The 13649-nt window shown below is 68.5% G+C and carries 10 protein-coding genes; 4 read left to right on the top strand and 6 right to left on the bottom strand.

Going from position 1 to position 13649, the window contains the following annotated elements:
* The first annotated feature begins 42 nt into the window (after nt 1-42).
* Nucleotides 43-627, top strand: coding sequence for a hypothetical protein (locus tag ON27_RS37915; protein ID WP_043738717.1), 585 nt, complete (start codon nt 43-45; stop codon nt 625-627).
* 182 nt (nt 628-809) lie between these two features.
* Complete coding sequence (locus ON27_RS37910; RefSeq protein ID WP_043738716.1) at nt 810-2765, top strand: FAD-dependent oxidoreductase; 1956 nt, start codon at nt 810-812, stop codon at nt 2763-2765.
* A gap of 22 nt (nt 2766-2787) precedes the next feature.
* On the opposite strand, the gene ON27_RS37905 is transcribed toward ON27_RS37910, so the two are convergent.
* From ON27_RS37905 to ON27_RS37885, 5 genes are all read right to left on the bottom strand, one after another.
* A complete protein-coding gene (locus ON27_RS37905; protein ID WP_043738715.1) occupies nt 2788-3162 on the bottom strand; it encodes a DUF742 domain-containing protein in 375 nt (124 codons plus the stop codon).
* Nucleotides 3159-3575, bottom strand: a complete 417-nt coding sequence (locus ON27_RS37900) for a roadblock/LC7 domain-containing protein (RefSeq protein ID WP_043738714.1) — start codon at nt 3573-3575, stop codon at nt 3159-3161. The genes ON27_RS37905 and ON27_RS37900 overlap by 4 nt, the downstream gene beginning before the upstream one ends.
* A gap of 31 nt (nt 3576-3606) precedes the next feature.
* A complete protein-coding gene (locus ON27_RS37895) occupies nt 3607-5928 on the bottom strand; it encodes a sensor histidine kinase (protein WP_245560557.1) in 2322 nt (773 codons plus the stop codon).
* A gap of 832 nt (nt 5929-6760) precedes the next feature.
* Complete coding sequence (locus ON27_RS37890) at nt 6761-8638, bottom strand: 3-deoxy-7-phosphoheptulonate synthase (RefSeq protein WP_043738710.1); 1878 nt, start codon at nt 8636-8638, stop codon at nt 6761-6763.
* 50 nt (nt 8639-8688) lie between these two features.
* Complete coding sequence (locus ON27_RS37885) at nt 8689-10164, bottom strand: NAD(P)/FAD-dependent oxidoreductase (protein ID WP_043738708.1); 1476 nt, start codon at nt 10162-10164, stop codon at nt 8689-8691.
* Between the two features lie 861 nt (nt 10165-11025).
* On the opposite strand from ON27_RS37885, the gene ON27_RS37875 reads away from it, so the two are divergent.
* Nucleotides 11026-11478, top strand: coding sequence for a VOC family protein (locus tag ON27_RS37875; RefSeq protein WP_043738704.1), 453 nt, complete (start codon nt 11026-11028; stop codon nt 11476-11478).
* A 114-nt stretch (nt 11479-11592) separates the two neighbouring features.
* Here the strand turns inward: ON27_RS37875 and ON27_RS37870 are convergent, their stop codons facing one another.
* Entirely contained in the window at nt 11593-12927 is a 1335-nt protein-coding gene (locus ON27_RS37870) for an erythromycin esterase family protein (RefSeq protein ID WP_281032801.1), read from the bottom strand.
* On the opposite strand from ON27_RS37870, the gene ON27_RS37865 reads away from it, so the two are divergent.
* Complete coding sequence (locus ON27_RS37865; RefSeq protein WP_043738702.1) at nt 12889-13626, top strand: TioE family transcriptional regulator; 738 nt, start codon at nt 12889-12891, stop codon at nt 13624-13626. The two genes, ON27_RS37870 and ON27_RS37865, sit on opposite strands and share 39 nt — an antisense overlap.
* Nucleotides 13627-13649: the final 23 nt, after the last annotated feature.

Raw genomic sequence — 13649 nt, 5'->3', positions numbered from 1 at the left:
ATGGCTGCCGGTCGGAGGGTCGCTACCCCGGAGGGAGTGGACATGGGCACGTTGCCGGCGAGCGCGGGGACGGAGATCTACTTCCGTGCGGCGGCCGCGACACTGGTGGAGGCTGCGACAGTCCTGGCGGATTTCGGTTGCTCTCCGGTCGACGCTTCCGGAATCCTCGATCGGTTGCGCCGCGTCGAGCACGCGGCCGGTGTGGTGATCGGCAATCTGACCGCTGCCCTGGAAGGCGGATCCGTGGCGGCGGACGGTGCGAGGCTGTCCGAATTGGGCCGAGCGCTCGGCGGCGTGGTCGAACGGACCCGGATGGCGGCCGCGCTCGCGGACGCCTACGTCATCACGGCGGTGCCGGACGAGTTGCTCGAGGTAGTGGTGACCATCGGCCGCTGCGCCCACCTCACCGCCGCGGCCCTGAACGCATGCGACCAACCGCTGCTCGGCTCGTATCGCGCCGAGTTGCTGCGCCTCGCGGTCCATGCCGAGCGGACGTTCACCCGATGGTCGCTGACGCGGCCACGGGCCGATGTCGACCGGGCGGTGGAACTCGCCGCGGCCCTCATCGCGGTCGTGCACGCGTTCCTGGGGGTCGGGTGCGCGGCGTCGATCGTCATTCCGGCGTGAGCGTCGAGGGCGGGTCGCGCCTCGGCGCGCGGCCCCGCCTGCCGGGAGCTGGAAGCTTCAGTATGTGGCCACGCATTCTTTCCAGTATGGGGAAGATACGACCAGTGCAAACGCCCGTTTAGTTAGTGGTTGTTCACGTCCTGTGATAGAACTCACTCGGCGAAACGAAGGGTACTTTTCGAATGGAACCAACAGCGAAGCAACGCGCGGCGTTGAACCTGATCTGCGACACGTTCAACCCTGGCGACGGGTTGACGCTTCCGTCGGCGAGCGCGATAGGCGCCGTGGACACCGTCTTCCAGATATTGGGCCGCAACCCGCGCGAGGCCGAGAAGAAACAATTGGCCACGCTGCTGAACCTGTGGGACTCCCGGCTGACCGGCATGCTCACCGGCAGCGGTCCGCGACGCTTCTCCAGCCTGTCGCAGCAGCAGCGGGAGCGGGCGCTGCTGCGCCTGGCCGATTCCCGCTTCGAGCCGGTCCGAGTGATCTTCCAAGCGCTCAAGCAAGCGTCGCTGCTGTCCTACAACGTCACTCCCGGCCCGTCGGGCGCCCACCCGCTGTGGAAGGAGATCGGCTATCCGGCCCCGACCGGTCCGCTGCCGACGGCGCCCGCGCCCGCGTTGCGGCCGCTGCGGGTCACCGAGACCACCGAGATGCGGTGTGACGTGGTGGTCGTCGGGTCCGGCGCCGGTGGCGGTGTAGCGGCCGCGGTCTTGGCCGAAGCGGGTCTCGACGTCGTGGTGCTCGAACGCGGCGACTACTACGACGACCGCGATTTCGGTACCGGTGAACTCGGCGGACTGCAGCAGCTGTACGCGCCGGGCCCGCCCGCGTCCGCCGAAGGTCAGATCACTCTCGTCGCGGGCACGTGCCTCGGTGGCGGGACGGTCGTGAACTGGAGCACCTCGCTGCCGACGCCGCACGACGTGCGGGCGGAGTGGGCCGCGCTCGGCGCCGGTCAATTCGCCGAGGCGGAGTTCGACCGAGCGCTCGAAGTGGTGCAGCGGCGACTCGGTGTCACCGATCAGCGGTCGATGCTGTCGGCCCGCGACGGTGTGCTCGAGCGCGGCGCCAAAGCTTTGGGCTGGGAAGTGGACACACTGCCGCGCAACGTCACCGACGCCTGCGACGCCGGTGTGGAGTGCGGCCGATGCGGATACGGCTGCCGGCTCGGCGCCAAACAGTCGGTGACCAAGACCTGGCTCGCCGATGCGGCCGACCGGGGCGCGCGCCTGGTCGTGGACGCCGACGTGCGCCGGATTCTCGTGCGGGGCGGCCGGGCCGAGGGAGTCTCGGCGGTCACCTCCGACGGCACGGCGATCGAGGTGCACGCGCGCGCGGTCGTGGTGGCGGCCGGCGCGATCCAGACTCCGGCGTTGCTGCGGCGTTCCGGATTGCGCAACGACAACATCGGCCGTCACCTGCGCCTGCACCCGGCGGCCGCGGTCTTCGGCGTGTTCTCCGAAGAGATCCGGCCGTGGGAAGGCGGCCTGCAGACCCGGATCTGCCGCAGGCACAGCGATCTGGACGGCAACGGCTACGGCGTGATCTACGAAACCGGTCCGATCCATCCCGGTCTCGCCACCGGGTTCATGAGCTGGCGCGGCGCCGAGAACCATCGGGCCACCATGCTCGATTTCGCGAAATCGAACGCGATCGGCATCATCACGCGCGACCGTGATCCGGGCCGCGTGACCGTCGACCGCGGCGGTGAGCCGATCGTCGAGTACCGGTTGTCCGACTACGACGCCGCGCATCTGCATACCGGAATCGAGGGCGCGGCCAGCATTCTGGAGGCGGCCGGTGCGCACCGCATCTTCTCCGGGCACCAGGCCGGCGTCTCCTACGAACCCGGTCGGCGCGGCTCGCACGACGAATTCGCCGCCGCGTGCCGGGCCGCCGGGTACGGTCCCGGGCAATGCTCGTTGGGGGCGCTGCACATCATGGGCTCGGCCCGGATGGGCGGCTCGCCGGAGAACTCGGCCACCGATCCGGACGGCGCCACCTGGGAAGTGGGGAACATCGTCGTCGCCGACGCCTCTTGCTTCCCCACGGCCTCGGGCGTCAACCCTATGGTGTCGATCGAGGCGATCGCTTACATGAACGCGAAAAGGCTCGCCGCGCAGTTGGGCTGAGCGCCGGTCGGAGCCGGTGTGGTCACAGCGCTCGAATGCCGTCGAGCACAGCGCGCAGTAGACCCAGATCCGACTCCGACCCCATCGCGGGCTGAGGCGCCCGAGCGATCAACCGTCCGTCGTCGAGCAGATCGCCGAGCAGGACCTTCGTCATCGTCAAGGGCAGGTGCAGCCGCGCGGACACCTCGGCCACCGACTGCGGGGTGCGGCACAGCTGCACGATCGCGGCGTACTCCGGCTCGGTGCGCCGCAGGGCGCTACCGGGCGCGGCGTCGACCACCTGGGTGGTCAAGTTCAGTTCCCGTCGCGCGGCACGACCCCGGCCACGGGTGATGGCGTAGAGCCGGACCAACGGTCCGGCTTCGTCTTCGTACCAGGGATCGTGCGGATAAGTCATGGCTGTGTGGAAGCGGGTGGGTGCGGGCGCGTGTCGACCGACAGATGTGTTCCGACTCGGTGCACCGTCTGGTTCATTTCGTATGCCACCATACCCATGTCGGCGGTCTCGGACGCCAGCAGCGCCAGGCACGCGTTGGCGCCCGCCGCGGTGACGAACAGCACCGCCCGGTCCAGTTCCACCACGGTCTGGCAGACGCCACCGGCGTCGAAATGGTGACCCACGCTGCGAGACAGGCTGTGCAGCGCCGAGGCCATCGCGCAGAATCGCTCGGCGTCGGCCTTGTCCAACTGGTTCGAATGGCCCAGCAGCAGCCCGTCCGAGGACAGCAGCACCGCGGACTGGGCTCCGACCAGTCCGGTGACCAGCTCGTCGAGCAGCCAACCGAGGCCGATTCCCTGGGAAGTAGTCATCGTCGCCTTCCGATGGTGAGGTGGATGCGGACTAGTCGAGGTCGGGACGCTTCCGGCGTCCCTGGCGGGTTCCGTTCTCGATGGCACTCATCAGGTTGCGTGCCTCGTCGGCGGTCCGCTGCCGGACCGGGGCGGCGGCGGGCGCCGCTTGCTCCTCGCGGGACTGACGGCGGCGCCGCGGTAGCGGCGGCCGGGTGTCCGGCGCGGGCTCGGAATACATCGCGGGCTCGGAATACGGTGCGGTGTGCTGGCCGAATCCGCGCGGGTCGCTGTACGCGCCCGGCGCCGGGGACTGCTCGGAAGCCGGGGTGAACCATGCCGATCGCTGCGCTACCGGAGGTGGCTGAGGCGAGGAGCTGTCCGACACGGGTCTCTCCGGGGGTTCGACTGGGCCACTGTCGTTGTGTTCGCGTGGTCCCGTCTCCGACTGCAGGAGCGCGCTCGGAAGCAGCACCACGGCCCGCACGCCGCCGTAGACCGATTCGCCCAATCGCACCGAAACACCGTGGCGGTGAGCCAGTTTCGCGACCACGAACAAGCCGAGCCGGGTCTCGCTGGACAAGGTGACCACACTGAAATCCGGCGGGTTGGACAGCAGTTCGTTGCGCGCGGTGAAGTCGGCGTCCGACATGCCCAGACCCTGATCGATGACTTCGACCGCGACACCACGCCCGACCACCACGCCGGACACCTCGACGCGCGCCTGCGGAGGCGAGAACGCCGTCGCGTTGTCGGTCAGCTCGGCCATCAGATGGATCAGGTCGGCCACGACGTTGCTGGACACCTGGACATCCGGCAACCGGCCGATCTGGATGCGGGTGTAGTCGAGACTCTCCGCGACCGCGGACCGGACCAAGTCCAGCAGCGGGACCGGCTTGCGCCAGCGCCGTCCCGGCTGTTCGCCGCCGAGGATGATGAGGTTCTCGGCATTGCGCCGGGCCCGGGTCGCCAGGTGATCCAGCTGGAACAGCAGCTCGAGCTGGTCGGCGTTCTCCTCTTTGCGCTCGGCTTGGTCGAGCAGCGCGAGCTGGCGATGCACCACGACCTGGCTGCGATGAGCGATGTTGAGGAACACCGCGTTGACGCCCGCGCGCGTCTTCGCCTCCGCCGCCGCGGCCGCCACGGCCGCGACATGGGCACGGTTGAACGCGTCGGCCACCTGCCCCAGTTCGTCGGAGCCGAAATCCAGACGGGTCAGTTCCTTCTCGGTGTCCGGGCTCTCGCCGCGGCCGAGCCGGTGCATGAGATCAGGCAGCTGCTGATCCGCCAGCTCCAACGTGTCGCGCCGCAATCGGCGCATGCGCGCGATGAACCGATTGGCCAGCACCAGCGCCGCGACGAAGGCGAGGGTCGCGACCAGCAACACCGCCGCCCCGCCGAGCAGGGACTGCCGCGCGGTCCGGTCGCCCTGCGCGCGGGCGATGTCGTGCGCGTCGCGGCTCTGGTAGTCCCACACCTTCAGCAGGCCCGACCCGACCTGGCCGGACGCCTCCTGCCAGGCCGCGACGTTCATGGGCAACGCGGGGGCGGCGGTCGTCGAGCGGTTGCCCTGGGTGCCGGCGTCGAAGTCCTCGCCCGCCTCCACCGGCCCGCGCACCATCACCGCATCCTGCATCGCGATGATCTTCTGGTAGGCCGGTCCAGTGGTGATCTCCTCGAGCTGGGCGAGCCGGGCGCCCTTCAGCACGCGGCTCGAATAGGCGATCTGAGCACGGAATTCACCGACCAGTCGATTGAACTCGGTCAGTTGCGCGGGCGTGTGTTCGCCGCGGGTCAGCGCCACCGTGCCCAGTGTGTCCGCCATCGACAATGCCTCGGCAGCGCGCAGAGGTTCGACGCCGTAGCCGAGTTCGATCGCGATATCGGCTTTCGGCGCCACCCGGGCGGCCACCATCGATGCGGCGACGATCGTGCCGATGACCTGGCTGAACACGACGAAGACATCGTTGGGCGGCGCCTGCTGCGAATCGACCCCGGCGCGCACCGTGGGAACCATGGCGAACAGCTTGTTGTAGCCCTCGATGTCGGAGGCCGAGCCGCCGGGATTGAGTTTGCGGGCGGCGTCGCCTTTGTCGATCACCGCCGCCAGCGCCGCGTCCGAGCGCTGCCGCGCGGCGGCGAGCCCGGGCCGGACTTCGGCGTCGCCCGCTAGGTACAACAGCGACAACCGGCGTTCCTCCTGGAACGCCTGCACCATGAGAATGGCGGGCGCCGTGGTGCTGCTGGCCAGCTCCGCCCATTCCTCCGCGTCCCGAGCGGATTTCACCAGGTAACCCGCCGCCCCGACCCCGATCGTGAGCAGCGTGACGCTGGAGATCAGCACGATCGCCAGCAGTCGCACCCGCACACTCACTCGACCACGGACATCGCGCTGACTCGACCGCACCATTCCCACGACGGACGTGCGTAGTTCAGACCACTTGCTCACGGCTGGAAACGCCTACCTCCAACACGGCGCCGCCCGCCCGGCCGACGCCTCACCTGTACCCGCCCGAAGAATAACGAACGGGTAGCGATCTCATCCCGAATCACATGGATTTGTGATACCCAACAAGTGAACCACAATTATTCCTGACTTTGGTCGCGTCCACGAGAGGACCACCGGGCCGGTGCGCGAGCGGCAACATGTTCCTCACCCGAGTAGGCGTCCGGCGGGCGGCGCGGCGGGGCTGCTCGAGGCTCCGGAGGTTCGCAGTATCAGCGCAGGTGATGGGCGTGTGAAGCTTCTGGGGAGAGGAAGGCCACCGATACCGGCCGAGGTCACCGGCGTCGGCTGTTCGAGTTCTCGAGGTGGATTCGAAACTGTCCGGATTGTGGAAGCTGCCTAGGAAATTACCGGCTGTTCTCCTCTAATTCACCGTCAGGGCAGTGGTCGCCGGAGATCAAGATGTCGTCCGTCGCGGTCGGCCGGATGCGTTTCAGCGCATGCCTGCGAAGCAGTAACGAATCACCGAGATACGGGGCATGCGGAGGCTTCGTGGCCTCGATGCCGGAGCGCCCGGGAAATGTCTGGCAGCCGCGCCGTCGAGTGCGCGTGCAAGCGACAGTACCCGACCGCGCGAGTCGCGCTAATATGCTTCCCATTCAGGGGAACTCGCCCTCCGGATGGTCGCGACGACGGCGCTCGGCCGAGGGTCTGCCGGTGCCGACGGTGTGGAACCGGCGCGGATGCAGGCGGAAGGCGATCAGGCGATCCGTGACTCGAGCGCTTCGATGACACAACGCAGTGTCTGTGCCGGATCGAGGCCGCGCCCGTAGCGGCTTCGACGATCGTCGCGAAGGTCGCGGGTCCGACCACCTTCCCGCAGCTCGGTGTGTTCGAGGACCGTTTCGGGCGCGCATTCCAGATGCAGGCCGCCGGGTGCGGTGCCGGTGGCGCGGCAGGTCTGGAAGAACGCGCGAATATTGTCGATGACCACCTCGGCGCGAAGCGGCATGCGGCCGTGTCGGGTTCGTGCCGCGAGCGGCATGGGATCACCCACCCAGCAGACCGGCGTTCCGCACGCGGCGGCCGCGTCGAACAGCGCCGGAAGCCGGGCGAGGGCGCAGGCGGCGTCCACCCGCGGGACGAGGGTGAGTTTGCCCGGCTGCCGCTGTGCGTTCAGCGTTCGGCACAGGTACTCGACATCGTGCGCCGTGGTGGCGGGGCCGAGGGCTACGGCGACGGGATTGCCGACGGCGGCCGCGAACCGCACTTCGGCATGCAGGGCGCGGCGGGCCGAGTGGCCGAGCCAGAGCAGGTGGGCCGAACGATCCCATCGTCGGCGGTCGGCGCTGTGCGGGGAAGGGAACGTCGCGTAGGGCAGGCCCGGTTCCCCCGAGACGCGCAGCGGCACCAGGGGACTGTGCAGTTCCTGCGCTCCCGATGGCGCGATCGCGGTGAGCGGCAGCAGCCCGGCGACCGCGCGCAGCAGTTCGCGGCGCACCGGGTCGTGGCATCGATCTCCGGCACGGCGCAGCATGTTCACACAGAGCGTGATCGGCAGCCGATCGCCGCGAGTCGCACGCGCGGACCTTTCCGCCGGGTCCGGCGTGGGGTCGGCCGCATCGATTCCGGTATGGGTCGCGGCGCCGACGAAAGACGCTGCCATGGGGCCGAGGACGTCCGGCATCCATCGCGGCAGGGGATGCCGCGTGGGCGCTGGTTCGATGGCGACGACCGGCGTTCCCGATCCGTGCGCCATAACGGCTGCCGCGGCGTAGATCAGCGCCCGGCGAGCATCGACCGCGGGAGAAGCGTCATTGTCGGATCGGGCCTCATCGCCGCCGAAATGCAGCACGAAGCCTTGCCCGCGGGCTGCCCGGGCCAGATCGGCGGTCAGCGTCTCGCACTCGTCCGGGTGGGCCGGTGCGGGCATGATGCGCGATCGCGCTGCGCAGCCACGCGGTGGCCGGGTGCCCGTCGACGCGTCGTCGGTGGGCGATGCCGCCGGGAAGGTGGACGATCCCGGTTGCGTGAGCTCCGGTTCGTCGGCCCACGGCGGCTCGCCATCGGTCGTGGCGGTGTAGGCGGGCGGGACGACGCTGGGATTGAACGATTCCCGGATGTAACAGAGAGGTCGGTCGCCGAGCAGCATGACGTAGGACCGGGCCGCGCACAGCCGGCCATCCGGCCACCGAGTCACGCCGGCCCGCAGCAGGCGCCGCCGTTGGGACAGCCCACGGGACATCAAGCCGGACCCGATCGGCACGCGCACGTCGTCCACCCCGGACGCGGCCGCGGGCCCCCGCACCGCGACGACGTAGTTGACGGATGCGGTGACCAGATCGGCGTTGACCAGGCACGAGCGCCGGACGATGACGCGATCGGCGCCGGATACGCCCAGCGCATTCGTGACGATGTCCGGTAAGCGCCCCGCCGCGACATCGTCCTGGCGCAGCACCCGAATCTGCAGCTCGGTGCCCAGAATCGCCGCGAGTGCGGGGGTGGTGAAGCCGTCGCTGCCCAGCAGGGTCCTGGTCAGCGGGTGGCCGAATCGCTCGATCCCGTCCTGTTTACGGAGACCCGAACCACCGGGCGGGCAATCACCCGGTGGTTCGGGGCCGGTGTGCGTGATCGTCACGGCCGGCTCCGTGCGGTGGTCCTCACGAGAAGTCCGAACCGAAACCGGCGCTAGTGGGTGGTGGCGCCGGCGGCCGTCGGTGGGAGAACCGGGCGAGCCACGGCGGCGACTTCCTCGTCGGTCCTCGGCCGATCGGTCAGGCCGAGGACCGGCTCGGTCGTGATGCGCAGTTCACCGGTCGTCGTGTCGGCCAACGGATCACGCCAGTGATCCCATACGACGGACATGTCCAGGTGACCCATGTACTCGAGATTCGCCGCCTCGTCGTGTAGTCGTTCGGCCGCGGAGATGATGGTTTCGGTCGCGGCGCGCTGTTGCGCTCCCGACGACTCGTCCATGTCGGTCAGTCCCGCCATGATCTCGGTGAACTGGGCCTGCTTCGTGTCGCCGCTGTGCCCGGTCGTCAGCGTCCCCGCGTGCGCGAAGTATTCCTCGGACCCGACGTACTGTTCGTACATCCGGGAGACCAGGACCAGGAACCGGGTGTAGGCCCGTCGATAGGCGTGCTCGTAGAAGCCGAGAGCGTCGGCCTCGCTCAGCTCGCCGCGCAGGATGGTCGCGATCGCCGCCGACGCGACCAGACCCGAGTAGGTCGCCAGGTGCACGCCGCTGGACAACAGCGGATCGAGGAAGCAGGCCGCGTCCCCGACCACCACCCAGCCGGTACCGCAGAACCGGTCGGAGCTGTAGGAGTAGTCCTGCTCCGCCTTGACCTCGGCGACCTGCCGCGCGCCCTCGAGCAGCTTGCCCATCGCCGCACTGTCGCGAATGGTCTCCAGGTAGTAGGCCTCGCGTCCCATCTCACGGAGTTTCGGGGCGGCTTTGCGCGCTGAGACGACATAGCCGACGCTGTGGCGGCCGTTCGAGAGCGGAATATTCCAGAACCAGCCGCCCTCGGGGGTGGACACGACGTTGATCGCGCCTTCCGGGCTGTCCGGATGCAGATGCGCGCCTTCCCAATACGACCAGACCGCCACGTTCCGGAAAGCCGGGTGCTGCTGGCGCTCGACGAGTTGCTTCTTGGCCAGCACACCGGCCCGGCCGGAGGCGTCGACGAGGAAGTCGACCTCGATGGTGTGGACCTGGTCGTCACCCTCGACGGTCCATTCGACGGCCGTGGGCCGGTCGCCCTCGAACAGCACGTTGGTCACCGTGGCGTGCTCGATCACCTTCGCGCCCTGCTCGGCGGCGTTGCGCAGCAGCAGATCGTCGAACACGTCGCGCTGGACCTGCCACGACCACGCTTCCGCGTCGACGAGCTTTGACCAGTCCAGCAGCCAGTCGTCGTTCTGCCACTGGAAGTGGCCGCCTCGTTTGATCTGAAAGCCGTGGGCGGCGACCGCGTCGTAGGCGCCGGAGAGACGCAGTGTCGACAGAACCGAGGCCAACAGACTTTCGCCGATGTGGTAGCGGGGGAACTTATCTCGTTCCAGGAGGGTCACTCGTACCCCTGACTTTGCGAGCAGTGCTGCGGTGGTCGACCCGGCTGGGCCGCCGCCGATGACCAGAACGTGCGGATTGTCCATAGCGAACTCCCTGGAACTGCCGACAACGGATCGTGCGCCGTTTCAGTGGCGGAAGAACTCCGGGCGAGCCACGGTGGGAGACCGGCCCGGACATAGTATTGCCGCTGATTAGCTAGGCTAACGGTGCACGTTTCGATTGTAGCAATCGATAGCGAATCATCAAGATTGAGAATGCATTTGGCAACTCCCGGTCCATCGATCCCGAGATTGCTGCGGGGTCGCGAAAATGCCCGCACGAGACCTGCCGCCGAAGGGCTGTCACTCGGGACGGCCTGTGACTCCGAATGAGACGGACATCACAGACCGGGCAAAAACCGTTGCGGGGTAGGGTGTTTGGTCCAACGCGGTGGATTCGCGTCTGGGAACTGGGAACTTCGGGTAGGCGGCGACGGACTATGTCGTATGCACATCACCCCCGCTCTTGGTACCGATTCAGAATACGGCGGGCGGTCGGGTTGCACCGGCTGTTCACCCGGAGTTACCCGACCGGTGCGCTCATCGTCGCTCCGGCCAACTCCGGGCGACGCCCGGTGCGGGCGGAAGAGGTTGCGGCGCGGTCGGTTTGCCGAGAATCTGGTCCGCGCGCACGGTGCGCAGAGCGATGTCGGTGGACCTGACACCGGGCACGAATACCTCGGCGACAGCGTCGGAGGACGCGACGCGCGTCGGTGCCGCGCAGGGCAATTGTCCGGTAAACGCCTGTTGACAGCGGGTCCGGCCGGGGAGCCGGTGCGTTCTGGCCGCCGTGGCGGGCGCGGGTGCGACGACGGCCGGTCACCGCACCGCGGTCGGTGGCCGAGGCCGGGGAGGGCCGGGGGTGCCGACCGCGCCCTACTCCGGTTCCCGATGGTAGGAAGTTACATGGCATTGAACTGGAAACTGGTCATCGACAGCAGAGACGCCCCTGCTCTCGCCGATTTCTGGGGCGCCGCCCTGGAATACGAGGTGGAGGACCCCAGTGCTCTGGTCGAGCATTTGCTGGCCGCCGGGCAACTCGGCGAGGACGCGGTCGCGGAGCATCGCGGCCGCAAGATCTTCCGGGGATACGCCGCGATCCGGCATCCGGACGATCCGTTCGACGAGACCAGCGGTGTCGGCCGCGGCAGACGGCTGCTCTTCCAGGACGTACCCGAGGAGAAGGCGGGCAAGAACCGCCTGCACCTCGATATCCACAGCGAGCCGGGGGGCCTCGAGGCGCTCGTCGCCCGGCTGGAAGATCTCGGAGCGACCCGCGTGCGCGAGTTCGACAAAGGACCCGCCGGGCACTGGTGGGTCATGCGAGACCCCGAAGGCAACGAGTTCTGCGCCGCCTAGGATTCGACACCTGTGTGCTCGACCGGTTCGGCCGCCGAGCGCAGACGGCCGAACCGGAGCGCCCGGCTCGGTGAAAACCCGCTACCTCGATGTCGAGGGGGATGGGCTGCCGGGCTACCCGCCGCGGACTTCGTGTCCACGTGGATCGTGGTGCACAGCGCGGTGTGGACGTTCGAATTCGGGCGGGCGTCGGACGGCTGTGCCGTCACTGACGTGCAGGATCGCGTCGGCGGCGTCGATAGTCGCTCGGTCGAGCGGGAAGTATCCCTGCTCGGGAGTGGTGTCGGTGCGTGTGTGGGCGGCAGGGACATCGGCGGGCGCTGTCAGGCCCCAGGTAGGGATCCGGCTCTGCAGGCAACTTTCGTATGTGTCCGGCTCGGGCTCGCGAAGCCCGATCGCTTCGCTACGACCCAGGCTGCCTGCGATGAAGGCGTATTCCTCGCCCATCAGGGAATCGAAGACGGCCCCCGCGCTGAGCCAGTCGACTTCCATGTCCGCCATACGCATGGCGCTCGGGTTCCGCCGCAAGTGAAGGTTGTGCGCGAAGACCAGGGTCGGGCCCCTACGGCTCTCGACGCGTCGGATATCGAGGAGGTTCTGGGCCATGAGCGCATCCCGGGTGGCGCTCAGGCGCGAGATCCGTGCGGACCGATCGATACGCTGCGCCGCCTGTTTGTGGTAGCGCAGCAGGCCGAGGCAGCCGGTGAGGTGCGCCTCGGCCTTCCGCCATTCGGCGCGTGAGGTCGCCGTGATCAGTTCCGGTGCGCGCGTGTACAGCACGGTGAGCATGTCGTCGGCGAGTACGCGAAGGGCGCCCGCCTCTGCGGTCGCGCCGATCGACGCCTCCGGATCCAGCACCGCCTCGGTGCGGCTCCACTGTTCGTCGTCGCCGAGGAGGCTCGCGAAGTCGAGGTCGAGCCGTAGGTAGGCGCGGGCGTACTCGAGGTAGCGCCGCGGGCTGGGCGCGCTCATCGTCTCCATCGGAGCGTCGAAACCGTGGAAAGCCAGTCGCTGTGCCGGCGGGCGGCTTTCGTTGTAAGCCCGCATCCAGGCGACCAGGTGTCGATTGGCGTCCAGGCTGCCGAAGCCGTGCGAGAAGCCTTCGCTCAGCACGGCGTCGAGTTCGCCCACCCCCTCCTGGATGAAATCGTTCACCAGGAGCGCCGCCACTCGATCGGTCTCCAGGGCGATCGAGCGGAAACCGCGGTCGACCAGCTCCGCGAACAGGCCGTTGCGCACCCACGCGAAGGCGGGTTCCCGGTGCGTCGGCTCACCGAATGCCAGCAGCTCGCAGGGTGGCGTGAGGAAGTCGTCGATGTCGAAGCTCATGTGTCTCGATCGTATCTTTGAAAAATCGGTTGAGAGTTTTGCTGTGCTAGCCAGGTAAGGGGCGCGGTAAAGTCTCAAACAGTGAAGAGCCTTCGGCCTGCCGACCTGGCGCGTGAACACGGCCTGTCGACCCAAGCCGTCCGCAACTACGAGCGAGACGGGTTCATTCCGCGGGCCGAGCGCACCGGCAGCGGTTACCGGGTCTACACCGAGGTGCACGCGGCGGCGCTTCGCGCCTACCTCGCCCTCGTCGCGGCGTACGGGCACGAGCCCGCCGGCCGAGTGATGCGCGAGCTCCACCGCGGCCGGCTCGACAGTGCCCTGATGATCATCCACCGCGGCCACGACCAGTTACTGCGTGATCACGAGACGGTGGTCGCGGTGCGGAAGGCGATCACCGGGCGTACTGCGGAATCCGTTGCCGCGCCCGATGGTTCATCCAACACCCAGGTCCGAACCGTCGGCGAACTCGCCAACCGGCTCCGCGTCACCCCGGCGACCCTGCGCAATTGGGAAGCCGCCGGGATCCTCGTCCCCGCACGCGATCCGTCGACGGGATACCGCGTCTACCGAGCGGATGACCTCCGCGATGCCGAGTTCGCCCATCTCCTCAGACGCGGAGGCTACGGGCTGGACCATATCGCCTCGGTGGTCGAACAGATCCGGACGGTGGGCGGCGTCGACGCGGTGGCCGCCACCCTCGACGACTGGCAGCGGAAACTCACCGCACAGGGCGTCGCCATGCTCGACGCGGCCGGCCGGCTCGGTGAATATCTGCGCCACCCGGCCTTGCCCGGTGCGGGGCAGCACTCGCCTTGACGACAGTGTGCCGCCACGGCCGG

The sequence above is a fragment of the Nocardia asiatica NBRC 100129 genome, assembly GCF_000308415.1.
In the GTDB taxonomy this organism is placed as follows: Bacteria; Actinomycetota; Actinomycetes; order Mycobacteriales; family Mycobacteriaceae; genus Nocardia; species Nocardia asiatica.
The sequence above is the reverse complement of the archived record's forward strand: the minus strand, read 5'-3'. Positions and strand labels throughout refer to the sequence as shown.